Origin of the sequence: Bilifractor sp. LCP19S3_H10 (assembly GCF_052119185.1) — a bacterium.
GTDB lineage: Bacteria > Bacillota > Clostridia > Lachnospirales > Lachnospiraceae > Bilifractor.
In genome coordinates this window covers 1-24,062 of record NZ_JBQKFT010000009.1, presented here as the reverse complement: position 1 = coordinate 24,062, position 24,062 = coordinate 1, and the positions used below count along the sequence as shown (strand labels likewise).

The window sequence follows — 24,062 nt, the reverse complement described above, 5'->3', positions numbered from 1 at the left end:
GATGTAAAATAGCTATTATTATAATTTACAGTAATATCTCTCCCTGAAAATTACAGATATCTGTTTAAATGTCAGCTTAATTCTGATCATTACAGCAGTCAGTATTATTCTGATCTATACAGCTGTCAGTTTTATTCTGATCATTACAGTCAGCTTTCTGTTTCCGTTCCGCTTCTCATGGATCTGCTGTCTATTGTTCTGTCACTAAAAACCTACTGTTATCATTTATCAAGGAATATTTTATTGAAGGACTGTTTATGGGTAAGAAACTCCTGTTTGTTTACAATATGCATTCCGGCAAGGGAATGATCAAGGACCGGCTCGCGGACATCATCGATATTTTTACGAAGGGCGGATATGATGTGATTGCTCACCCCACGCAGGCGGTGGGGGATGCCACACGATTTGTGCGGAATTACGCCGCTATGAGTGACTGTGTAGTCTGCAGCGGTGGAGACGGTACCCTCGACGAAGTGGTAGACGGTGTAATGGACACAATACCCGGACTTCCCGTGGGATACATCCCGGCCGGCAGCACAAATGACTTTGCCAACAGCCTGGCAATTCCGCGTGACATGCTCCAGGCCGCCCGCGATATTGTTCTCGGCGACCTGTATCAGTGTGACGTCGGAGCTTTCAACGACAAGTTTTTCACTTATGTCGCTGCATTCGGCATGTTTACAAACGTTTCCTATGAGACCGATCAGACATTGAAGAACAATCTCGGTCATCTCGCATATCTTCTGCAGGCAGGTAAGGAGGTCTTCCGGATCCCCAGCTATCACCTGGTCATTCAGGCAGATGGGCGCCGGATCGAGGGCAACTACACCTACGGAATGATCACAAACACACGTGTTGTCGGCGGCATGCGGAATCTGACCGGCACATCGGTCGACATGAATGACGGCCTCTTCGAGGTGACACTTGTGCGCACACCGACAAACCCCATCGAGGTCAATGAGATCGTCCAGAATCTTCTGAATATCAATGAGAACAGCTCGCCCCTAGTGGACAAGCTGAAGGCACACCGTATTGTGATTGATTCATCTGAAGAGATTGCCTGGACTTTGGACGGCGAATATGGGGACTCTCATAACCATGTCAATATTGAAAACTGCTATAAGAAGCTTAATCTGTTCCTGAACCGCAGGAACAAGACCTATCCGGACCAGAACAATGTGGCCGAGAAGCATTGAACAGCAAAACTGTCGCCATTTTTTGACATATAATTCACAAGCTATTGCAATAGCCAAACTATTTAGTATATAATGGGTGCGTCAGAAGATCAGTATCCGTCTGTATACAAGCTCACGCAGAGTCAGAATCAGACAGTGTTACTTCTTCTATCAAAACGGTACACAGTAACAATGTACGCAGTAATCCTAAGGAGGATAAGATATGTTAGTTAACGCAGCTGAGATGCTTAAAAAAGCACAGGCCGGTCACTACGCAGTAGGCCAGTTCAATATCAACAATCTGGAATGGACGAAATCAATCCTTGAGACAGCGCAGAAGCTGAACTCCCCGGTTATTCTCGGTGTCTCCATGGGTGCCGGAAAGTACATGACAGGCTATAAGACAGTTGCTGCTATGGTTAAGGCAATGGATGAATCTCTCGGAATTACGGTTCCGGTTGCGCTTCATCTGGATCACGGCGACTATGATGCCTGCTACGCCTGCATCAAGGCCGGATTTACTTCCATCATGTTTGATGGCTCTCACCTTCCGTTTGACGAGAACTACGCGAAGACAACGGAACTGGTCTCCGTATCTCATAAGCTTGGCCTTTCCATTGAGGCTGAGGTCGGAGCAATCGGTGGAGAAGAAGACGGTGTCGTAGGTATGGGCGAATGTGCAGATCCAGAAGAGTGCAAGAAAATTGCGGATCTCGGCGTAGATTTCCTCGCTGCAGGCATCGGCAACATCCACGGTGTATATCCCGCAAACTGGCCGGGACTTTCCTTCGACACTCTGGCAGCGATCAAGGCAAAGACCGGTGACATGCCGCTTGTACTTCACGGAGGCACAGGTATTCCGGATGATCAGATCACAAAGGCCATCTCTCTTGGCGTTTCCAAGATCAATGTAAATACCGAATGCCAGATTGTATTCGCGGAAGCGACCCGTAAATACATTGAGGCCGGCAAGGATCAGCAGGGTAAAGGATTCGATCCCAGAAAGCTCCTGAAACCCGGCGCTGAGGCAATCTGCGCTAAGGTAGAAGAGAAGATCAGACTCTTCGGTTCCGTAGACAAAGCATGAAAAATGGGATAAAAGCGCGCTGTGCGGGTTTTTATCTCTCTATCGCGATGTCTGACTCACCCGGCCGCTTTGCGGTGGGATGCGGTTCAGATTTCGCGTATATACAAAGACTGCCGCACTAGCCGCATTAGTGCGGCAGTCTTTTTGCAGTCATCATTTTCTGTAACTGCCCGGGCTGCAGCTGACAGAAACAATTTCCAGACAAGCAGGAGGAAGTCATGACAGACGATTATAATCCCTATGTAAACCCGGCCGACATCTTCGGCGAACTCGTATTCAATGATGAAACCATGCAGGAGCGTCTGCCGAAAAAGGTTTACGCAAAACTGAAGAAAATCATCAATGAGGGTGGCGATCTGGATCTGGATACCGCAGATGTCATCGCACACGAAATGAAAGAGTGGGCGATCGAGAAGGGCGCTACACACTACACCCACTGGTTCCAGCCCCTGAACGGACTCACTGCCGAAAAGCATGATTCTTTTATCACTTCGCCGCTTCCTTCCGGGAAAACCCTGATGAGCTTCTCCGGAAAGGAGCTGATTAAGGGAGAGCCGGATGCTTCCTCCTTCCCTTCCGGAGGACTGCGCGCGACCTTCGAGGCAAGGGGATATACGGCGTGGGACTGCACTTCTCCGGCCTTTATCCGTCAGGATGCAGGTGGAGCCACTCTTTGCATTCCGACAGCATTCTGTTCCTATACCGGAGAAGCTCTGGATCAGAAGACGCCGCTGCTTCGATCCATGGAAGTGATCAACCGGGAATCTCTCCGTCTTCTGAAACTGTTCGGCAATACGACCTCCAAAAAGGTGACTCCTTCCATCGGAGCAGAGCAGGAGTATTTCATTGTCGATGAGAAAAAATACCTGCAGAGAAAAGATCTGATCTATACCGGCCGCACTCTGTTCGGAACCATGCCTGCGAAGGGGCAGGAGATGGATGATCATTATTTCGGAATCATTCAGCCCCGAATCGCTTCTTTCATGAAGGACGTCGATATTGAGCTCTGGAAAATGGGCGTGACAGCAAAAACAGAACATAATGAGGTAGCACCGGGACAGCATGAGCTTGCTGTCATTTATTCCGAGGCTAACGTAGCAACGGACGACAACCACCTTGTGATGCAGACGCTCAAACGGGTTGCCAGAAAACATGGTCTGAAATGTCTTCTGCACGAGAAGCCTTTTGAGGGCGTCAACGGATCCGGAAAGCATGACAACTGGTCTCTGACCACCGATGACGGAATCAACCTGCTGGATCCGGGCAAAACCCCTCATGAAAACATCCAGTTTCTGTTGATTCTTTCCTGTATCGTAAAGGCTGTAGACGAACATGCAGGTCTTCTCAGAGAATCCGCGGCAGATCCCGGAAACGACCACAGACTCGGCGCGAATGAAGCACCGCCGGCTATTCTGTCTATTTTCCTCGGTGAACAGCTCGAGGATGTCGTGGAGCAGTTGATCAGCACCGGAGACGCAAAACGAAGTCTGAAAGGCGAACGACTCTCCACAGGCGTATCCAGTCTGCCGGACCTGTACAAAGACGCGACCGACCGGAACCGCACCTCACCCTTTGCCTTTACCGGAAATAAATTTGAATTCCGCATGGTTGGTTCTCAGGATTCCATTGCAGAGCCGAATGTCGTACTGAATACGATCGTAGCGGAGGCTTTTTCCGACGCCTGTGATATCCTGGAGAAAGCGGATCAGTTCCAGCTGGCGGTTCACGATCTGATCAAGAAGAATTTTACGGAGCACGAGCGCATCATCTTCAACGGCGACGGCTACTCTGACGAGTGGGTGAAGGAAGCTGCCAGAAGAGGTCTTCCCAATATCACCTGCGAAGTAGACGCGATACCGGAGCTCGTCACAGAGCAGACGATCCGCATGTACGAAAAGTTCCATGTCTTCACCAGGACTGAACTTGAGTCCCGTGCTGAAATCAAATACGAGAACTACGCAAAGACAATCAATATCGAGGCGAAGGCAATGATCAACATCGCCAGCAAGCGTCTGATTCCGGCTGTCGTACGGTATACCACCGTCCTTGCGGATTCCATCAATGCAGTGCGTGCTGCCGGTGTCGATGAGGTTTCTGTGCAGACCGAACTGCTTCAGAAGACCAGCACTCTTCTTCGGGAGAGCATGAATGCGCTCCGGGCTCTTTCTGAAGTGGACGGACAGGCGAATACAATGGCAAGAGGAAGAGATCAGGCGAAGTTCTGCCATGACAAGGTGACTCCGGCGATGGAGGCTCTCCGCAGACCGATCGACGAACTGGAGCAGATTGTTGATAAATCTCTCTGGCCTATGCCCTCTTATGGAGACCTTCTCTTCGAGGTATAAGACGGATTTTCATAAAACCGCCGAGTCAAAAGCCCGCGTTTCATAAATTCCTACAGGCAAGAGTCTGAATTTCATATGACAGTCAGGATAAAAGCTGCTGCCGCCGCATAACCGCGCGGCAGCAGCTGGCTTTATACCTCTCGCGGGGCGGAGAAATCACGCATGACCATCTGTACGAACCACCACCCCGCTATATTTTGTCTTCTGCATGTAAAGGTTGCAATATATTTACGAAAGTGTTACAATTCGAACGTTGGTTTTAGGCCGTCGGACCTTGAAAATCGCGTAATCCAAAATAATGCACAAATATGCTTCCATTTTTGTGTCATTTATTATAGAATGTACTTGTTTAATTGCGTTTTGATCAGATTAAATGAGTAGAGGCGCGGTTTCCGGCAGCTTAGAATGAAAGAGGGTAGCAAAATGATTTCGAACCAGATTCTGCAGAGCACGATTGAGGGACTCAAAAACATCTCCAAGATGGATTTCGGTGTATATGATACTGCCGGAAAGCTCTTGGTCTCTACATCCTCCCAGGCGGACGCGGCAAAAGATGATCTGCTTGATTTTGCCCAGTCACAGGCAGATTCCCAGACGATCCGCGGCGTACAGTTTTTCAAGGTGTACGATGAACATCAGCTCGAATATATTCTGCTTGCCCAGGGATCCGGCGACGAGAACCTTCTGGTCGGAAAAATGGCCGTATTTCAGCTGCAAAGTCTGCTGACCGCATATAAAGAGCGCTTCGATAAGGACAACTTCATCAAGAATCTGCTTCTGGACAATCTTCTCCTTGTCGATATCTATAATCGCGCCAAAAAACTGCATATCACCCCTGACGCCAGAAGAGTGGTCTACATTCTGGAGGCTTCTCAGGAAAAGGATCATCCGGGAAATCTTGAAAATATCAGGAATACCATAAATGGCAAGAATTCTGATTTCATCACGGCCATTGATGAGAAGAGCATAATTATCGTAAAGGAACTGGAAGAGGATGACGACTACCCGGAGGCAGAGAAGTTCGCGAATTCCATTCTGGACGCCGTAGGAAGAGATCCGGAGGGAGAGGTTCATATTGCGTTTGGCACTATCGTCAAAGAACTGAAGGAGGTATCCAGATCCTACAAGGAAGCCAAGATGGCCATGGACGTAGGAAAGATCTTCTCCGATGGAAAGGATGTTTACGCATATAATCAGCTTGGAATCGGCCGCCTGATCTATCAGCTTCCCATCCCTCTGTGCAAGATGTTTATTCGGGAGATCTTCGCAAATAAATCCCCGGATGATTTTGATGAGGAGACCCTGACCACGATCAATAAGTTCTTTGAGAACAATCTGAATGTGTCAGAAACATCCAGACAGCTTTATATTCACAGAAACACCCTTGTATACCGGCTGGACAAGCTACAGAAGAGCACCGGTCTTGACCTGAGAGTATTTGAGGATGCCATCACATTCAAGATTGCGCTCATGGTCGTGAAGTATATGAAGTATATGGAGACACTGGACTACTAATGTCCGGCTCTCCGGCCACACAGCAGGAGGAGTATAAATGATAACATTCGATAATGTTACAAAGATATATGAAAAAGGACAGAACCCTGCGATCGATCATATATCTCTGAACATCGAAAAGGGAGAGTTCGTATTCATTGTCGGCAACAGCGGATCCGGAAAAACAACCCTGATCGAGCTGATGCTGAAGGAACTCAGTCCGACATCCGGAAAGATTACCATTAACGGACACAATCTGAACCGGATGAGAAGCAGCAGGATTGCGAAATATCGCCGAGGGATCGGCGTTGTATTCCAGGATTTCCGTCTTCTCAAGGACAGAAATGTATATGAGAATGTCGCTTTTGCCCAGCGTGTGATCGAGAAACCGAACCGCATCATCAAGAAGCGTGTGCCGGAGGTTCTCACTCTGGTCGGTCTTGCCACCAAGTACCGTTCCTATCCAAATGAGCTCTCCGGAGGAGAGCAGCAGAGAGTTGCGCTTGCCCGGGCTCTTGTCAATCGTCCGGATATCCTACTAGCGGACGAACCGACCGGTAACCTTGATCCGAAGAATTCCGCTGAGATAATGGAGCTTCTTGAAGAAATCAATATGCGGGGAACCACCGTTGTAGTAGTTACTCATAACCGGGAAATCGTTAACAAAATGAAGAAACGAGTAATCCGATTGAGAAAAGGCGTCATTGTAAGCGACGAACAGGAAGGTGGTTATATTGAAGATTAGAAGTATCTTTTACAATGCCGGACAGGGTGCCAAGAACATCGTCAGAAACAAAATGTTCTCCCTGGCCTCCATTGCGACAATGGCAGCATGTATATTCATATTCGGCGTATTTTTCTCGATCGTATTGAACTTCTCCTATATTCTCCGGAATGTAGAGACAAATGTAGGCATCACCGTTTTCTTTAATGAGGATGTGGACCAGGCAGGAATTGACCGTATCGGCGCCGAGATCAGCAGCCAGACGGATATGATCAAGGAAATGCGCTATGTATCCGCGGATGAAGCCTGGGAAAGCTTTTCCGCCAGATACTTCAGCGGCAACGAGGAGGCTGCAGAGGGATGGAGAAATAACAACGACAATCCTCTGGCGAACTCCGCTCATTTCGAGGTTTACCCGAATAATATCGAGCAGCAGGACAAGCTGGTCAGCTACATCAAGGGACTGGACGGTGTCCGTCAGGTCAACCAGAGTGAGCAGGCATCCACGACCTTGTCAACGATGAACCGTCTCATTGCTACAATATCCATCATCATCATCCTTGTGCTTCTCGTTGTCTCTGCATTCCTGATTAACAATACCGTCACCGTCGGTATCAATGTCAGAAAAGAGGAGATCGCCATACAGAAGCTGATCGGAGCGACGAACGCGTTCGTCCGGCTTCCGTTTATTCTTGAAGGTATCCTGATCGGGCTGATCGGCGCTGCCATTCCGCTTGTGATTATATATTTTGTATACAATAAGGCGGTGAGCTACATACTCTCACGTTTCAGCGTACTGAGCAGCTTTATGAACGGACTGCTTCCGGTTAATTCCGTTTACCGTATTCTCCTTCCGGTCGGAATTATCCTGGGCGTCGGAATCGCCCTGATCGGATCCCTGGCAGCGATCCACAAGCATCTGAAAGTATAATCATGCCCGGACGCTGCCGCTATCTCAGGCAGAGTCGGACCGCCACAATATCACCCCGCCTTTTTCCATCTGATTTTTCATTAATCCGGACGGAAAAAGACGGGGTTTTCCTATCACACGCAATCCAAAAATTCAGGCAGGTTTACAAATGGCAGACAATAACAGCAATCATCCGGATACACATTCTTTTTTAACTCGTCTTCTAAAAAAATTATACAGAAATTGGAAGCCTTTCTTCGCAGGCGTCCTGGTAACGGTCCTCTCGGGGGCAGTCTTCTTTTCCGTTTATCTCAATCTCGGACCACTTGCCGCTCCCTCCAGTCCCACGAGCCTTTCCGCCTACCGGAAAACGCGTCAGATCCAGGATATCATCCGGCGATATTATCTGAATGATATTGACGAGCAGGCTGAGACAGACACCATGTATCTCGGGCTCGTAACCGGACTCGGGGATAAATACTCCACCTACTACACGGCGGAGCAATACAGCAAAATAAAAATGTCGAACGATGGCAAGATGGAAGGAATCGGAATTACAATCTCAAAAAGTGAAGAGGACAAAGCTTTAAAGATTGAATCTGTGATGAAAAATTCTCCGGCTGAAAAGGCGGAACTTCAAGAGGGAGATCTGATCACCGTGCTGAACGGAAAAGGCACGGAGGATATGACCTCCTCAGACGCGGTCTCGCTGATCCAGAACAGTGACAGCGATCAGGTCACTATGACCGTCGTATCTGCGTCAGGCGGGAATCCCAGAGAAGTCACTCTGACGAAGGAAACGCTGACCCGCGATGTCGTGACCGGCAGCATGCTGGACGGCGATATTGGGTACATTCAGATTACCAGCTTTAACCGCCTTACTTCCGTCCAGTTTCAGAATGCCTTCGACAGCCTCAATCAGCAGGGCATGAAGGGACTGATCATCGATCTTCGGGACAACCTCGGCGGACTGGTCAGCGCGTGCTGCGACACACTCCGGATCTTCATGCCGGAGGGACCGCTGGTCTATGAACAGGATCGCAATGGAGAAGAGCGGCAGCGGGACAATGACACGGACCACCGGACGAGTCTTCCCGTTGTTCTTCTGGTCAACGGAAACACCGCCAGCGCATCCGAAATGTTTGCCGGAGCCGTACTGGATTACAATGTCGGCATTGCCGTCGGCACCGTCACCTATGGAAAGGGAATCGAACAGGACTCCTATACACTCTCGGACGGAAGCGTCCTGAAAATCACAACAACACATTATTACACACCGGACCACCATGACGTAAACGGCAACGGCATCACGCCGAACATTACCGTTAAAGCGGATAAGGATACCTCATCAGACATTCAGCTCGAGAAGGCATCCGCTGTAATCAGGGAAGAGCTCTCCGGAAAGTCAGCAGATCAGGTCATAAAGGAAAACGGAGGAACAACGAAAAACTACAGCAGTTCTGATCCGGACCAGGATGGTACGGAAAATGTTACCTCCGTCTCCGGCGCAGCAGACGGGAATGTATCAGACACCTCATCCCGCTCATAAGAAGACCGGAAAAACTATTTGATCAATTCTCCGGCGAAACGCCCGACAAAAATACAGGATAATTAATAGAATTATAAAAAGGCAGAAACTGCAGAAAGGAAATACGTATGCCCGAGTTCAAGCTGCATTCTGAATACAAGCCCACCGGCGACCAGCCGCAGGCGATTGACAAACTGGTAAAAGGATTCCGGGAGGGGAATCAGTGCGAGACGCTTCTTGGCGCTACCGGATCCGGAAAAACCTTCACGATGGCAAATGTCATCGAAAAACTTCAGAAACCGACACTGATCATTGCGCACAACAAAACGCTGGCCGCGCAGCTTTACAGCGAGTTCAAGGAATTTTTTCCTGAAAATGCTGTGGAATACTTTGTGTCCTATTACGACTATTATCAACCGGAAGCCTACGTTCCGTCCTCTGATACCTATATTGCGAAGGATTCCTCCCGAAATGAGGAGATTGACAAGCTGCGTCTCTCTGCCACCTCCTCACTGATCGAACGCAGAGATGTCATTGTAGTATCTTCCGTTTCCTGTATATACGGTCTGGGGAGCCCTGCGGATTATGAGAAAATGATTATCCCCCTTCGCCCGGGCATGGAAATCGACCGCGATGACGTCATCCGGAAACTGATCGATATTCAGTATGAACGAAATGAAATCGATTTTCACCGCGGCACCTTCCGGGTACATGGGGACGTCCTCGACATTGTCCCCGCAGACGAAAGCGATATCGGTATCCGCGTCGAATTCTTCGGTGATGAAATTGATTCGATCAAACGCTTTGATCTGCTCACCGGACAGGTAAAGCAGGAGCTCAATTTTGTCTCAATAGCTCCGGCCTCTCACTACGTGATGCCCCAGGAGACAATCAACCGTGCGACAAAGGCGATTGAGAAAGAGCTCGAAGAAAGGGTTCGTTACTTTAAAAGCGAGGATAAGCTCCTGGAAGCACAGAGGATCGAGGAGCGGACAAATTTCGACATTGAAATGCTTCGTGAAACCGGTGTATGCTCCGGAATCGAGAATTACTCCCGCCATATGTCGAATCTGAAACCGGGAGAACCGCCCTATACACTCATGGATTTCTTCCCGGATGATTTTCTGATCATCATCGATGAGTCTCACCGGACCATCCCCCAGATCGGAGCCATGTATGCCGGAGACCGTTCCAGGAAGACAACACTCGTCGATTACGGATTCCGGCTTCCGTCTGCCCTGGACAACCGTCCTCTCAGTTTTGAAGAATTTGAGAACAAAATTGATCAGATCCTGTTTGTCTCCGCAACCCCCGGAGAATATGAAGCAAACCATGAGATGCTGCGGGCGGAACAGATCATCCGTCCCACCGGTCTCCTGGATCCCGAGGTTGAGGTACGGCCGGTGGAAGGACAGATCGATGATCTGATCAGCGAGGTGAAAAAAGAGGTCAGCGGCCACCACAAAGTCCTGGTAACCGCTCTTACCAAGCGGATGGCGGAAGATCTGACTACGTATCTGAAGGAGGCAGGCATACGGGCGAACTACCTGCACTCCGACATCGACGCTCTGGAGCGGACCAAAATAATCCGTGACATGCGTCTGGATGTTTTTGACGTTCTCGTCGGCATCAATCTTCTGCGAGAGGGGCTTGATATCCCTGAAATCACATTGGTCGCAATTCTGGACGCCGATAAGGAAGGCTTCCTCCGCTCGGAAACCTCCCTGATCCAGACGATCGGCCGCGCAGCCCGCAACTCGGAGGGCCATGTCATCATGTATGCCGACACGATCACCGATTCGATGCGGAGCGCCATCGATGAAACCAGGCGAAGAAGAGCGATTCAGCAGAAGTACAACGAAGAGCATCACATTACGCCGAAGACCATTCACAAAAAGGTAAGCGACCTGATCAGCATTGCCAGAGATGTAGCCGCCGATGAGAAAAAGCTGGAGAAGGACCCAGAATCCATGTCTCCTTCTGAAATCGAGAAACTCATCCGGAAACTGGAAAAACAGATGAAGGCGGCTGCAGCGGAGCTCAACTTTGAAATGGCTGCAGAGCTGCGTGACCGAATTGTTGAACTCCGGAAATTTCTGAATGGCGAATAACCACATCCAGCAGAATTCCTGATCCTTGCACTGTCCGGACATGCAGCAGGCGGAAGAATTTCAGATTTATTCGCTTCCCGATTGCATACCACACGCGGTTAAAGGTATAATCTTTCTGTGGAATGGATTCCACGCCTTACTCTTACCTAAAGGACGACAGCTTATGACAATCAATGAAATTGCAAGAATGGCCGGTGTTTCAAGAACCACCGTATCAAGATACCTCAATGACGGCTATGTAAGCCGGGAAAAAGCGGACCGTATCCGGTCCGTCATCGAATCGACCGGATATCAGCCTTCCAGACAGGCTCAGATGCTCAGAACCAAGCGCACAAATCTGATCGGTGTGATTCTCCCAAAATTGAATTCCGATTCGATCAGCCGGGAAATCGACGGCATTACGACCGTCCTCGCAAAAGCAGGCTATGAGGTACTTCTGGCCAATACGAATAACCAGGAGCAGGAGGAGATCAAATATCTGAAGCTTTTTGCCGCGAACGGCAGTGTCGATGCGGTCATACTCATCGGTACGATATGGACAAAGGAGCATGACGACATCCTCAGGGAGTATCCGCTCCCCGTAGTTGTTCTCGGACAGCACTGCAGCACATGCTCGTGTGTCTATTTTGATGACTACAAAGCCGCAAAGCAGCAGGCGGAGATTCTGGCCAGAACCGGAAAACGGATCGGATACATCGGGGTAACTGAACTGGATGAGGCAGCGGGACACAACCGCAAAGCGGGATTTCTCGACGCCATGAGCGAGGCCGGAATCGCTGTTCCGCCTGAAGCGATGGTTGTAACCGGCTTTCGTATTCAATCCGGCTATGAGGCTGCCGAGGAACTGCTCAGCCGTTATCCGGACCCGGATTCCATCTTCTGCGCCACGGACAGCATAGCGGTCGGCGCCATGGTCTGCCTCCGTGAAAGAGGGTACCGCATTCCAGAAGATATTCAAATCACCGGAATCGGCGATTCAGAGAAGGGACAGGTCGTCACACCGCGCCTTTCCACCGTCCACTATTACTATAAGACAAGCGGAAAGGAGACCGCCCGACTCCTCCTGGGTCTTCTCTCGGGCAGCAAACAGGACAACAGAGCTGTCCGGATGGGATGCAAGCTCACCAGCGGAGAATCCATCCGCCTCCCGAATACCGACTGCTGACTGTGAAAGTTGCACCAAAATGTCCCTCTATTTTCATGTATTAATTCTTTCCCGTTTTAGTTTACAAAAAATTTAGAAAGCCATATAATGAAAGCATGTGAGAACGATTCCACATTTGTGCACAGCCTCTGCGGCAGGGCACTCCGCTTTCCGTTTTCTGTCTGTTAACGGCGGCAGAATATGTCAGGAGATTACCCAACCGGACACACGTTTAGCCGGCTGCACCGCCCCAGATCTGACGCACACTACCTACAAGGAGGAAAGAAATATGGCACTGGATTACAGAAAAGCAGCGCAGGGCGTTCTGGACAATATCGGCGGCGCATCCAACGTCGCCTCCGCCGCTCATTGTGCTACGAGGCTGAGACTTGTCATCAAGGACAACAGCAAGGTCAACAAGGAAGCCGTTGAAAATGTAGAAGGCGTGAAGGGATGCTTTGAGGCGTCCGGTCAGCTTCAGGTCATTTTCGGCACAGGAACCGTAAACAAGGTATTCGATGAATTCATCAGCATCTCCGGTGTTGAAGCAGGAACGAAGGAGACCGCGAAGGAGGCGGCTGCTCAAAAGCAGAACCCGTTCATGCGCGCGATCAAGACTCTCGGTGATGTCTTCGTTCCGATCATTCCCGCAATCGTTGCATCCGGACTTCTGAACGGTATTCTCGGCGGCCTCGCGAATGCATTCCCGAACCTTGCGGGCAGCGATTATTACAACATGATCAACCTGTTCGCAGGCGCGGCTCTGTCCATGCTTCCGATCCTGATTGCTGTCAGCGCGGCGAAGAAGTTCGGCGGCAATCCGTATCTTGCCGCAGTTATCGGCTTCATCATGATTCACCCGAATCTGATTAACGCATGGAGCGTTGCTACAATGAAGGCCGCTGATATCCCGGTGTGGAAGGTATTTGGCCTGACTATACAGCAGACCGGATATCAGGGACATGTCATCCCCGTCATCATCGCCATCCTGTTCATGAGTACGCTTGAGAAGTGGCTTCACAAACATGTGCCGGAGATCATCGATCTCTTCGTAACTCCGCTTGTTACCGTACTGGTTACCGGCGTTCTGACCATGACAATCATCGGACCGATCTTCAAGGTGGTCGAGGACTGGATTCTCCTTGCGGCTCAGACACTGATCGGCCTTCCGTTCGGAATCGGCGGTCTGCTGATCGGCTTCTTCTACGCGTTCACCGTTGTAGCCGGCTTCCATCATATGTACAATATGATTGAGGCACAGATGGTCAGCCAGGATCCTCCGGCAAATATCTGGATGCCCGTTGCCACCGCCGCTAACGTCGGACAGGGAGCAGCAGCCATGGCTGTCGCATTCAAGACCAAAAGCGAAAAAACAAAATCGCTGGCACTCCCGGCTTCTCTTTCCGCGTTTCTGGGAATTACAGAGCCTGCAATCTTCGGTGTAAACATCCGTTACCGCACACCATTTATCGCCGGCTGCTTCGGAGGCGCGATCGGAGGCATGATTGCATCTCTGTTCGGAATCAAGGCAACCGCATACGGAATCACCGGTCTGTTCGGGTTCCTGATCACCACGGATTTCTGGCTGCAGTATGCCATTGTCATGATCGCATCCTTTGCGGTAGCGTTCATTATATCCTTCATTCTGTATAAAGACCCGGAGACGGTTGCAAAAGCTGCTCCTGAAGCCGCAAAGGCTGCCGATCCGCTGGAAAAGGATGTGCAGCAGGCAGTAGAATCTCCGGTCAAGGAGACCATTGTCTATGCTCCGGCAGAAGGCGAAGCCATTCCATCCTCAGAGGTAGAGGATCCGACTTTTGCATCCGAGGCGCTCGGCAAGGGCATGGCGATCCGCCCGTCTTCCGGTAAAATCTTTGCGCCCTTCGATGGAACCGTCGATATGGTATTTGACACAAAGCACGCCGTTGCCGTTTCGTCTGATAGCGGCGTCGAGGTTCTGATTCACGTCGGCATCGACACCGTGAATATGAAAGGAGAGGGCTTCACAGCTCATGTGAATTCCGGAGATTCCGTGAAGAAAGGCGACCTTCTTCTCGAGTTTGACATGGACAAGATCCGCGCTGCCGGATACAAGACCACAATTCCTGTTATTGTCACAAACAGCGACGATTACAATGATGTGAAGGCTCTGAAGACCGGTCCCGTAAAGCCTGGAGATGAGGTCCTCAAGGTATGCTGAGAGACAGAAAAGGCTGGAGGCTTCAGTATCACCTGATGCCTCCGGACGGCTGGCTGAATGATCCGAACGGCCTGTGTCAATTTCAGGGAATTTATCATATTTTCTTCCAGTATTCACCAAACACCCCGGGACCGGATGGCAGATTTGCCAGAACTTGGGGACATTATGCCGGAAGAGATCTGCTTCATCTGAAATACACAGGCGTTCCGTTCTGGCCAACAGATCCGATAGACTGTAACGGATGTTATTCCGGATCCGCTCTCACGGAAGGGGATCACATCCGCCTCTACTATACGGGCAATGTAAAAGAGCCGGGGGATCACGATTATACTTACAGCGGAAGACAGGCCAACGAGATTCTGGTTGAAACCGACGGCAATAATTTCGGCGAGAAGAACTGTCTGCTGACGAATCGTGACTACCCGGAAAACTGCAGCTGTCACGTACGTGACCCCAAAGTCTGGAAAGAGGGGGACACATACTATATGATCCTCGGCGCCAGGGTCAAGGGGCCGGATCTCTCCGCCGACACTGACTTCGGAGAGGTACTGTTCTATCAGAGTGACGACGGTGTTCGCTGGAACTTTCTGAAAGCGCTCACATCGGAGAAGCGTTTTGGATACATGTGGGAATGCCCGGATTACTTCTGCCTTGGCGGCAAGACCTTCCTCTCACTCTGTCCCCAGGGGCTTCCGGAAGAAGAATACCGGTATCAGAACATTTATCAGTCCGGTTACTTCACCGTGGAAGGTTCCCTCAATGACGCCCAATACCTTCATGATTTCCGTGAATGGGATTACGGCTTTGACTTCTATGCGCCCCAGAGCTTTGTCGATGAACGGGGACGCCGTCTCTTCATAGGCTGGGTAGGAATGCCGGATGCTCCTTACGCCAATCCGACCGCCGAGCCGGCGGGCAAAGGATGGGAGAACTGCCTCACCGTTCCAAGAGAGCTCTCCTTTGAGAATGGAATCATTCACCAGAACCCCGTCGAGGAGCTGAAGGATCTGCGGTATGATGAGACGCCGGTAATGCCGCACGGGAGCATGATTCTTCCTGACGGAGCCGGAGATTTCGAGATTTCTTTTCTCGAAGGAACCGGAGATCTGGACTGGAGTATCTGTTTCGGAGACGGAGCAGTGCTGTCATACCAGGAGGATGTGCTGCGTCTCACTATCAGCGATTCCGCAGGGTTCGGGCGGAAGGAACGCAAGGTGATCATTCCGGACATTGAATTCCTCAGAATTCTTGTAGATTCCTCACTGCTTGAAATCTACGTCAACGATGGCGAGTATGTCATTACATCGAGATTCTACCCTGCATACACGGGAGACCATCAGAATCTCAATGTAAGGTTCAGCTGCGATCTTGCCGCAGTCACCGGGTGGAAGATGAAAACGATGGAAACCAATATGAATCTGGTATAACTGCCTTAAGGTGCCCGATAAACTTTTAATATAAAGTGCTTAACGATAATCCTGTCTTAGGTTATAATGAAAGAAATTACCCGAGGCTGTTTCATATTCTATTATTCATTATTCGTTCAGGAGGTTCAGATACCATGAAAAGTTTTAAATATGTCATCACGGATCCTGTTGGAATTCACGCAAGACCGGCAGGTGATCTGGTTGCCGCAGCAAAGAAATACAGCTCTGATATCACCATCAAAGCACACGGAAAGCAGGCAGGAGCGAAGAAACTGATCCAGCTGATGGGGCTCGGTGTGAAGCAGGGCGATGAAATCGAAGTGATCGTTGAAGGCGCGGATGAAGAAACTGCTGCTTCCGGACTGGAAGCATTCCTTAAGGACAATCTTTAATCTTCCTCTTCGCAGAGGTCTGCCCGGGAATTCATAAGTATGTATAAAGCCAGCTGCGAGAGTTGCCATGCAACGAGTGCAGCTGGCTTTATACATATTGTGTCACAGACGAATACAGCCTGTGGTGTGGTATGACCGTTCAACAGACATAAGACCGGTTTGTTTTAGAAAGGATATAGGGGCATATGGAAAAATTTGAGGGAAAAGCCATTTTCAAGGGTGTCGCAATCGGAAGAATCATGTTTTACGGAAAAAAGGAAAATATCGTGAAACGCTTCAAAATCGAGGACACCGCAGCGGAAATTGAGCGATATGATAAGGCGAGAAAGGAAGCCATCGAGCAGCTCAAAAAGCTTCACGATGACGCAGTGAAGAAAGTTGGAGAAGAGAATGCCGCTATTTTTGAAGTTCACGCAATGCTGCTTGAGGATGATGACTTCAACGATTCCGTGCACAACATGATAGAAAACGAAGAAGTAAATGCCGAATACGCGACCGCAGTTACCGGCGAAAATTTCTCCAAAATGTTTGCCGAAATGGAAGATGAGTACTTTAAAGCTCGCTCCGCAGATATGAAGGACATCTCCGAGCGGGTGATTTCTGTGCTTTCCGGCAAAGATACGACGGCCACCTTCGATCAGCCGGTAATCATAGCTGCCGACGATCTCATGCCCAGTGAAACCGTTCAGCTGGACAAGGATAAGGTCCTCGCATTTGTAACAAAATTCGGCTCCGCGAACTCCCACACTGCAATCCTTGCAAGGACCATGAATATTCCCGCACTCATCAATATTCCGGTTGATCCTTCCTGGGACGGAAGAATGGCCGTCGTTGACGGACATACTGGTACCTTCTACCTGGATCCGGATGAGGAAATTATCCATGAGATGACAGCAAAACAGGACAAGGATCTGGAGGAACGGCGTCTTCTCCAGGAATTGAAGGGAAAGGATAACGTATCTGTTGACGGCAGGAAGATCAATCTGTACGCCAATATCGGAGGCCTTAAGGATCTTGCCTCTGTTCTGGCAAATGACGGAGGCGGTGTCGGACTGTTCCGAAGTGAATTTCTCTACATCGGGCGTGACAGCATGCCCACAGAAGAAGAGCAGTTTCAAGCCTACAAAGCCGTTGCGCAGACACTTGCCGGCAAAAAAGTCATCATCCGCACACTCGACATTGGTGCCGACAAGCAGGCGGATTATCTCCATCTCGATAAGGAAGACAACCCTGCGCTCGGCTTCCGTGCCATTCGCATCTGTCTGACCCGTCCGGAGATTTTTAAGACTCAGCTCCGTGCCATCTACCGTGCAAGTGCCTACGGAACCATCTCCGTGATGTATCCGATGATCACCTCCACGGAGGAGGTTGAAGAGATCAAGAAGATCTCGGCAGCTGTACGTGCAGAGCTGTCCGCCGACGGAGTTCCCTTTGGTAATGTGGAAGAAGGTATTATGATCGAGACTCCCGCCGCAGCGATCATATCCGATGAGCTTGGCAGGATGGTGGACTTCTTCAGCATCGGAACCAATGACCTCACACAGTATACACTTGCCATGGACCGTCAGAATGACAAACTGGACCGCTTCTATAACCCGCATCATCCGGCAGTGCTCCGGCTGATCCAGAAGGTCATAGAGAATGGCCATGCCGGCGGCGCCTGGGTCGGCATCTGCGGTGAGCTCGGTGCAGACACCTCCCTGACCGAAACCTTCCTGCAGATGGGCGTTGATGAGCTTTCGGTATCTCCGTCCATGATACTTCCCGTAAGAGAAGCCATACGGAAGAGCTATGCCGGAAAGGACACAAAGTCCTGTTGTTTTTCACAGGAAGAACAGATATAATAAAAATATACAAATCTTTTTAGACTGCACGGCATTATATCATGCATAATGATGATTTTTCCTGCAGGCTCTGGTTCAGACGCATTTTACTATTAACAGCCGCGTCCCAGAATCCGGAATTTTCCCTCAGACGAGAGGAGAATTCCGGAAATTATTCAATTGCCCGAGGAGGTTTTTCAGAAGCGATGAAGAAAATACTATTTGCAGCATCTGAGTGTGTCCCGTTTATCAAAACCGGAGGACTTGCGGACGTTGTCGGTTCTCTTCCGAAATGTCTGAACAAGGAATATTACGACTGCAGGGTGGTAATCCCGAAATACACAAAGATCGCCGAGAAATATTCCAGCCAGATGGAATATGTCACCAATTTCTACATGGATCTCAACTGGAGACAGCAGTACGTAGGTATCTTCAAGATGGAATACGAGGGCATTACCTATTATTTCATTGATAATGAGGAGCATTTTGCAGGTGATCAGATCTATGGCGGCATGCCCTGGGATCTTGAAAAGTTTGCGTTTTTTTCCAAGGCTGTTCTGTCAATCCTCCCGATCATCGATTTCCGCCCGGATGTCATTCACTGCCATGACTGGCAGACCGGACTGATTCCCGTCTATCTGCATGAACGGTTCCAGGGCAACGAATTTTTCCGTGGTATAAAGAGCGTGATGACCATTCACAACCTGAAGTTCCAGGGCATCTGGGATACCGCGACGATGAAGAGCATCACGGGCCTTTCAGACTACTATTTCACACCGGACAAAATGGAATACAACAAGGACGGCAGCTACCTGAAGGGCGGGCTTGTCTATGCAGACGCCATCACCACCGTGAGCAAAACCTACGCCGAGGAAATCAAGACACCGTTTTACGGAGAGGGCCTTGACGGCCTGATGCGCGCCCGTGCGCACGATCTGCGGGGTATCGTCAACGGCATTGATTATGACGTTTACAACCCGGAAACAGATTCGCTTATCGTTCAGAATTATAACGCAAAGAATTTCCGAAAGGAAAAACAGAAGAATAAAACCGCGCTTCAGGAAGAGCTTGGACTCGAGATTGATCCGAAGGTAATGATGATCGGAATTGTATCCCGCCTGACCGACCAGAAGGGTCTCGACCTGATCGCTTACATGATGGACGAGATCTGCCAGGATGCCATTCAGCTCGTCGTTCTCGGAACCGGTGATCCGAAATATGAGAACATGTTCCGCCATTTTGCATGGAAGTATGACAAGAAGGTATCCGCGAACATTTATTATTCGAATGACCTCTCACACAAGATCTATGCTTCCTGTGATGCCTTTCTCATGCCGTCGCTCTTTGAGCCGTGCGGTCTCAGCCAGCTGATGGCTCTGCGCTACGGAACGGTACCGATCGTCCGCGAGACAGGAGGTCTCAAGGACACCGTAGAGCCGTATAATGAATATGAAGGCACAGGAACCGGCTTTTCCTTCGCAAACTACAATGCACATGAAATGCTGGGAACTATCCGGTATGCAGAGCGTATCTATTATGACAAGCGAAGAGAGTGGAACAAAATCATCGACCGGGCAATGGCTGCTGATTTCTCCTGGTATCGTTCCGCACTGGAATATCAGGAGCTCTATGACTGGCTCATCGGCTACTGATAAATCGCTTCCAGGCTCTTTCGTGCGCTTCGCGTGCGACGAGCCTGGAAAGCGTTTTCGAAGAGCTTATTTTTACATTGACGAAGTTGTTTTCTAAAGATATAATAGAATCACATCTCGAACCGCATGATCTTATTCATGCTTTCTTTTCTTCATCTCCATTTGTTATCCAGCATCCCTGTTTCTCTTAAGCTGTCTATACCTTTCATTTTCTCTTCTTAGTATTATTAACGCCCCGTTAGCACTCCATTGTACAATTAAATGCATTGACAACGTTTTGAAAGTAGTGTAGTATAATAACCAGTGTGCGAACAAATGTTCGTTTTTGACGTTTGATTCCCTCAGGACATGATCTCACAGGAAAGGAGAGTCCACTCGAAAACGGCAGATACAGGACGGCCCGGCTGACCCGGGATTCATCCTTTTTCTGCGTTATCAGTGACGATTTTATCATGGCATCTAATAATAGTTCAAATCAGAATCAGGACAAGCAGCGTGCGCTTGACGCCGCTCTCGGTCAGATCGAAAAGCAGTTTGGAAAGGGTGCGGTTATGAAGCTCGGCGACCAGGGCGCGAATCTGAATATCGAAGCGATTCCGACAGGATCCCTGAGTCTTGATATCGCTCTCGGCGTCGGCGGTATTCCGAGAGGAAGAATCGTGGAGATCTACGGGCCGGAATCTTCCGGTAAGACCACGGTAGCTCTTCATATGGTCGCAGAGGTGCAGAAGAGGGGCGGGATCGCAGGATTTATCGATGCCGAGCACGCCCTCGACCCTGTTTACGCGAAAAACATCGGCGTAGATATCGATAATCTGTACATTTCTCAGCCGGATTCCGGCGAGCAGGCACTTGAGATCACCGAGACAATGGTTCGTTCCGGAGCCATCGACATTATCATCGTCGATTCGGTTGCCGCACTCGTTCCGAAGGCTGAGATCGACGGAGAAATGGGTGACTCCCACGTGGGTCTGCAGGCAAGAATGATGTCTCAGGCATGTCGTAAGCTCACGGCGGCGATCAGTAAGACGAACTGTGTTGTCGTGTTTATCAACCAGCTGCGCGAAAAGGTCGGCGTTATGTTCGGAAACCCAGAGACAACCACCGGCGGCCGCGCGCTGAAGTTTTATGCTTCGGTTCGTCTTGATGTGCGCAGAATTGAATCTCTAAAGCAGGGCGGCGAGGTAATCGGCAACCATACACGTGTCAGAGTGGTGAAGAATAAGGTAGCTCCGCCTTTCAAGGAAGCAGAGTTCGATATCATGTTCGGAAAGGGCATATCCCGAGAGGCAGATATCCTGGATCTTGCCGCTAATCTCGGAATTATCAACAAGAGTGGTGCATGGTATTCTTACCTTGGCGAAAAGATCGGGCAGGGACGTGAAAATGCGAAGCAGTTCCTGGCTCAGAACCCCGAGGTGATGTCAGAAGTTGAGAGCAAGGTTCGTGAGGCATACGGTCTTCCGACGGATGGAGCAGCCTCAGAGACAGCCCCCGCCGACATTGCGTCTGCAACGACAGATTCTGAAGAACAGTAAGACAATCCAATCGCATTGTCAGGAGGCGGAGAAGATTTATGAAAGAATGGAATGCTGTAACTTTTACGAACAATCTTAATGGAGAGTTTCCGGACTCCCCGAAGCCTCCTGTACTGACCGATGATTCCAGAAAAGCAGCCGCAAGAGCAATGAAGCTTCTGCTGTATAAGGGCAGAACCAGGCAGGAGCTTCGAACCCGGCTGCTGGAAGAAGGCTTTCCGGAGGAGCAGACCAGCAAGGCGATCGAATACTGTCAGTCATTCGGATATGTTAACGATGAAAAATACGCGGAGAATTATATTTCATCCATGAAATTTCGCAAAAGCCGGAATATGATCCGGCGCGAGCTTGAGGATAGAGGTGTCACGGAAGAGGAGATCAGTCAGGCATTTGATGAAGTGCCATACGATGAGCAAGAGCTGATTGATCAGCTCATACTCAAAAAGGCTGGAGAACCTCATGCAATGGATGACAAAGAGCTCCGCAGGACGTATGGTTTTCTGGCACGGAAGGGATTCCCTTCGTCTGAAATCTGGAAGGCTCTCCGAACCTTTCAGGAAGCATCCGGAAGATAGCTTCAATTACTCATCAGTTTCAAGTCTCACCGCATGTCTTTCTGACAATTCAATTCAGTCAGTTTTTGACAATTCGTCCATCACAGCGTTGACAATATTGTGAAAAATGTATAAAATAAATACTGGTATTGAACTGTGACAACAAAATAAGGAGGTACATTTGTAATGATTAACCCGATAATCATCCATGTGATTGTCGCGGTCATTGCTGTGATTGTTACTCTGCTTATTGCAGTTCCGCTAGTCAGCAAACTGGCAGTCGCAAAAAAGGTCCGCGAAGATCAGACCAAAATTGGCACTGCCGAGGAACAGGCTCGAGGCATCATAGATGAGGCACTGAAAACTGCTGAAACTAAAAAGCGCGAAGCCCTTCTCGAGGCTCAGGAGGAGAACCTGAAGCTGAAAAATGAAAGAGAGAAGGAAAATCGCGAACGCCGGGCGGAATTGCAGAAGTATGAAAAACGAGTGCTCGCAAAAGAGGAATCTGTCGAGAAAAAGGCAGATAATCTGGAGCGGCGCGAGGGAAATCTTTCAGCAAAGGAAGCGAAATTACTCGAAAAAGAAAAAAGGGTTGATGAATTACAAAACCAACGCGTACAGGAGCTGGAGAAAATCTCCGGCATGACCTCCGAAGAAGCAAAAGAATTTCTGTTAAAATCTGTTGAAGACGAAGTAAAGATTGATGCGGCAAAGCTCTACAAGGATTATGTAGACAAAGCGAAGGAAGACGCGGACAAGAAGGCACAGGAATATGTAGTGACAGCAATTGAAAAATGTGCTGTGGATCATGTATCCGAGTCTACGATTTCTGTGGTTGAGCTTCCAAGCGATGAAATGAAGGGACGTATTATAGGCCGTGAGGGCAGAAACATCCGGGCCCTCGAACAGGCTACCGGTGTAGATCTCATTATTGATGATACACCGGAGGCTGTCGTGCTTTCATCCTTTGATCCGATCCGGAGAGAAGTAGCGCGGATCGCTCTGGAGAAGCTGATCGTTGACGGACGCATCCATCCGGCACGCATCGAAGAGACCGTTGAAAAAGCCAAGAAGGAAGTTGACAATCGAATCCGTGAGGAAGGTGAATCCGCACTCCTTGAAGTCGGAGTCCATGGCATTCATCCGGAGCTTGTAAAGCTCCTCGGCCGCATGACTTTCCGTACAAGCTACGGTCAGAATGCGTTGAAGCACTCAATTGAAGTTGCTCAGCTTTCCGGCCTTCTCGCCGGAGAGATCGGATTGGATATCCGTATGGCCAAGAGAGCCGGTCTTCTTCACGACATAGGCAAATCTATAGACCATGAGGTCGAAGGGTCTCATGTACAGATCGGGGCGGATCTTTGCCGGAAATACAAGGAACCCGCCATTGTCGTTAATGCGGTAGAATCTCACCACGGAGATGTTGAGCCGCAGTCCTTGATTGCCTGCATCGTTCAGGCAGCAGATGCTATTTCCGCAGCCAGACCAGGAGCTCGCCGCGAGACCCTGGAGGCTTATACCAACAGATTAAAGGACCTTGAGGACATCACCAATTCCTTTAAGGGTGTAGAGAAGTCTTTTGCAATTCAGGCAGGTAGAGAAGTACGTGTTATGGTCGTTCCTGATCAGGTAAGCGATGCCGACATGGTATTGCTTGCTCGCGATATTGCCAAGAAGATTGAGGACAGTATGCAGTATCCGGGACAGATCAAGGTCAATGTAATTCGTGAAAGTCGCGTAACCGATTACGCGAAATAACCCGACACAAATTCAACCAGTGAAAACTTAAGGCTGTCGTATTGTTCTCAGATAGAGAATAATACGGCAGTCTTTTTACGCGAACAGTCAGCCGCAGCCGAATGCGAAGTATTCGTGTGCGGCGAGCGTCGCGATAGCGAGATAAAACTCGCGCAGCGTGTTTTATCTCGTTGGTGCGCCCGGCGGGCGCACGTTCCAAA

17 protein-coding genes are annotated in these 24,062 nt (G+C 49.6%); all 17 read left to right on the top strand.

The window, feature by feature from the left end:
- The first annotated feature begins 257 nt into the window (after nucleotides 1-257).
- The 17 genes from ACTQZS_RS08540 (at nucleotide 258) to rny (ending at nucleotide 23,862) form a co-directional block, all read left to right on the top strand.
- On the top strand, nucleotides 258-1,196 hold the full coding sequence (locus ACTQZS_RS08540) for a diacylglycerol/lipid kinase family protein (protein WP_441475448.1): 939 nt from the start codon (nucleotides 258-260) through the stop codon (nucleotides 1,194-1,196).
- A gap of 202 nt (nucleotides 1,197-1,398) precedes the next feature.
- Entirely contained in the window at nucleotides 1,399-2,262 is an 864-nt protein-coding gene (gene fba, locus ACTQZS_RS08535) for a class II fructose-1,6-bisphosphate aldolase (protein ID WP_441099024.1), read from the top strand.
- A gap of 218 nt (nucleotides 2,263-2,480) precedes the next feature.
- A complete protein-coding gene (locus ACTQZS_RS08530) occupies nucleotides 2,481-4,607 on the top strand; it encodes a glutamine synthetase III family protein (RefSeq protein ID WP_441475447.1) in 2,127 nt (708 codons plus the stop codon).
- 423 nt (nucleotides 4,608-5,030) lie between these two features.
- On the top strand, nucleotides 5,031-6,122 hold the full coding sequence (locus ACTQZS_RS08525) for a PucR family transcriptional regulator (protein ID WP_441475446.1): 1,092 nt from the start codon (nucleotides 5,031-5,033) through the stop codon (nucleotides 6,120-6,122).
- A gap of 37 nt (nucleotides 6,123-6,159) precedes the next feature.
- Nucleotides 6,160-6,846, top strand: a complete 687-nt coding sequence (gene ftsE / locus ACTQZS_RS08520; protein WP_441099021.1) for a cell division ATP-binding protein FtsE — start codon at nucleotides 6,160-6,162, stop codon at nucleotides 6,844-6,846.
- Nucleotides 6,836-7,756: a cell division protein FtsX gene (locus ACTQZS_RS08515; RefSeq protein ID WP_441099020.1), complete on the top strand. Its 921-nt coding sequence runs from the start codon at nucleotides 6,836-6,838 to the stop codon at nucleotides 7,754-7,756. Before ftsE ends, ACTQZS_RS08515 begins: the two co-directional genes overlap by 11 nt.
- 148 nt (nucleotides 7,757-7,904) lie before the next feature.
- The gene (locus ACTQZS_RS08510; RefSeq protein WP_441475445.1) at nucleotides 7,905-9,284 is read left to right on the top strand and encodes a S41 family peptidase; all 1,380 of its coding nucleotides are present in this window, start codon (nucleotides 7,905-7,907) and stop codon (nucleotides 9,282-9,284) included.
- A 107-nt stretch (nucleotides 9,285-9,391) separates the two neighbouring features.
- Nucleotides 9,392-11,374, top strand: coding sequence for an excinuclease ABC subunit UvrB (uvrB, locus tag ACTQZS_RS08505; RefSeq protein ID WP_441475444.1), 1,983 nt, complete (start codon nucleotides 9,392-9,394; stop codon nucleotides 11,372-11,374).
- A gap of 163 nt (nucleotides 11,375-11,537) precedes the next feature.
- A complete protein-coding gene (locus tag ACTQZS_RS08500; RefSeq protein ID WP_441475443.1) occupies nucleotides 11,538-12,539 on the top strand; it encodes a LacI family DNA-binding transcriptional regulator in 1,002 nt (333 codons plus the stop codon).
- Between the two features lie 268 nt (nucleotides 12,540-12,807).
- Complete coding sequence (locus ACTQZS_RS08495) at nucleotides 12,808-14,718, top strand: glucose PTS transporter subunit IIA (RefSeq protein WP_441475442.1); 1,911 nt, start codon at nucleotides 12,808-12,810, stop codon at nucleotides 14,716-14,718.
- Nucleotides 14,712-16,145: a glycoside hydrolase family 32 protein gene (locus ACTQZS_RS08490; RefSeq protein WP_441475441.1), complete on the top strand. Its 1,434-nt coding sequence runs from the start codon at nucleotides 14,712-14,714 to the stop codon at nucleotides 16,143-16,145. Before ACTQZS_RS08495 ends, ACTQZS_RS08490 begins: the two co-directional genes overlap by 7 nt.
- 134 nt (nucleotides 16,146-16,279) lie before the next feature.
- Nucleotides 16,280-16,537, top strand: coding sequence for an HPr family phosphocarrier protein (locus tag ACTQZS_RS08485; protein WP_441099014.1), 258 nt, complete (start codon nucleotides 16,280-16,282; stop codon nucleotides 16,535-16,537).
- A 185-nt stretch (nucleotides 16,538-16,722) separates the two neighbouring features.
- Nucleotides 16,723-18,381, top strand: a complete 1,659-nt coding sequence (gene ptsP, locus ACTQZS_RS08480) for a phosphoenolpyruvate--protein phosphotransferase (protein ID WP_441475440.1) — start codon at nucleotides 16,723-16,725, stop codon at nucleotides 18,379-18,381.
- Between the two features lie 185 nt (nucleotides 18,382-18,566).
- Complete coding sequence (gene glgA / locus ACTQZS_RS08475) at nucleotides 18,567-20,012, top strand: glycogen synthase GlgA (protein WP_441099012.1); 1,446 nt, start codon at nucleotides 18,567-18,569, stop codon at nucleotides 20,010-20,012.
- 452 nt (nucleotides 20,013-20,464) lie between these two features.
- Nucleotides 20,465-21,550: a recombinase RecA gene (gene recA, locus ACTQZS_RS08470; protein ID WP_441475439.1), complete on the top strand. Its 1,086-nt coding sequence runs from the start codon at nucleotides 20,465-20,467 to the stop codon at nucleotides 21,548-21,550.
- A 38-nt stretch (nucleotides 21,551-21,588) separates the two neighbouring features.
- Entirely contained in the window at nucleotides 21,589-22,125 is a 537-nt protein-coding gene (locus tag ACTQZS_RS08465) for a regulatory protein RecX (protein ID WP_441475438.1), read from the top strand.
- A 165-nt stretch (nucleotides 22,126-22,290) separates the two neighbouring features.
- On the top strand, nucleotides 22,291-23,862 hold the full coding sequence (gene rny, locus ACTQZS_RS08460) for a ribonuclease Y (protein ID WP_441475437.1): 1,572 nt from the start codon (nucleotides 22,291-22,293) through the stop codon (nucleotides 23,860-23,862).
- Nucleotides 23,863-24,062 lie beyond the last annotated feature (200 nt).

Bases quoted from the DNA above. Each gene is read 5' to 3' on its own strand.
- ACTQZS_RS08540 (WP_441475448.1), top strand. From the start codon at position 258: ATGGGTAAGAAACTCCTGTTTGTTTACAATATGCATTCCGGCAAGGGA.
- fba (WP_441099024.1), top strand. From the start codon at position 1,399: ATGTTAGTTAACGCAGCTGAGATGCTTAAAAAAGCACAGGCCGGTCAC.
- ACTQZS_RS08530 (WP_441475447.1), top strand. From the start codon at position 2,481: ATGACAGACGATTATAATCCCTATGTAAACCCGGCCGACATCTTCGGC.
- ACTQZS_RS08525 (WP_441475446.1), top strand. From the start codon at position 5,031: ATGATTTCGAACCAGATTCTGCAGAGCACGATTGAGGGACTCAAAAAC.
- ftsE (WP_441099021.1), top strand. From the start codon at position 6,160: ATGATAACATTCGATAATGTTACAAAGATATATGAAAAAGGACAGAAC.
- ACTQZS_RS08510 (WP_441475445.1), top strand. From the start codon at position 7,905: ATGGCAGACAATAACAGCAATCATCCGGATACACATTCTTTTTTAACT.
- uvrB (WP_441475444.1), top strand. From the start codon at position 9,392: ATGCCCGAGTTCAAGCTGCATTCTGAATACAAGCCCACCGGCGACCAG.
- ACTQZS_RS08500 (WP_441475443.1), top strand. From the start codon at position 11,538: ATGACAATCAATGAAATTGCAAGAATGGCCGGTGTTTCAAGAACCACC.
- ACTQZS_RS08495 (WP_441475442.1), top strand. From the start codon at position 12,808: ATGGCACTGGATTACAGAAAAGCAGCGCAGGGCGTTCTGGACAATATC.
- ACTQZS_RS08490 (WP_441475441.1), top strand. From the start codon at position 14,712: ATGCTGAGAGACAGAAAAGGCTGGAGGCTTCAGTATCACCTGATGCCT.
- ACTQZS_RS08485 (WP_441099014.1), top strand. From the start codon at position 16,280: ATGAAAAGTTTTAAATATGTCATCACGGATCCTGTTGGAATTCACGCA.
- ptsP (WP_441475440.1), top strand. From the start codon at position 16,723: ATGGAAAAATTTGAGGGAAAAGCCATTTTCAAGGGTGTCGCAATCGGA.
- glgA (WP_441099012.1), top strand. From the start codon at position 18,567: ATGAAGAAAATACTATTTGCAGCATCTGAGTGTGTCCCGTTTATCAAA.
- recA (WP_441475439.1), top strand. From the start codon at position 20,465: ATGGCATCTAATAATAGTTCAAATCAGAATCAGGACAAGCAGCGTGCG.
- ACTQZS_RS08465 (WP_441475438.1), top strand. From the start codon at position 21,589: ATGAAAGAATGGAATGCTGTAACTTTTACGAACAATCTTAATGGAGAG.
- rny (WP_441475437.1), top strand. From the start codon at position 22,291: ATGATTAACCCGATAATCATCCATGTGATTGTCGCGGTCATTGCTGTG.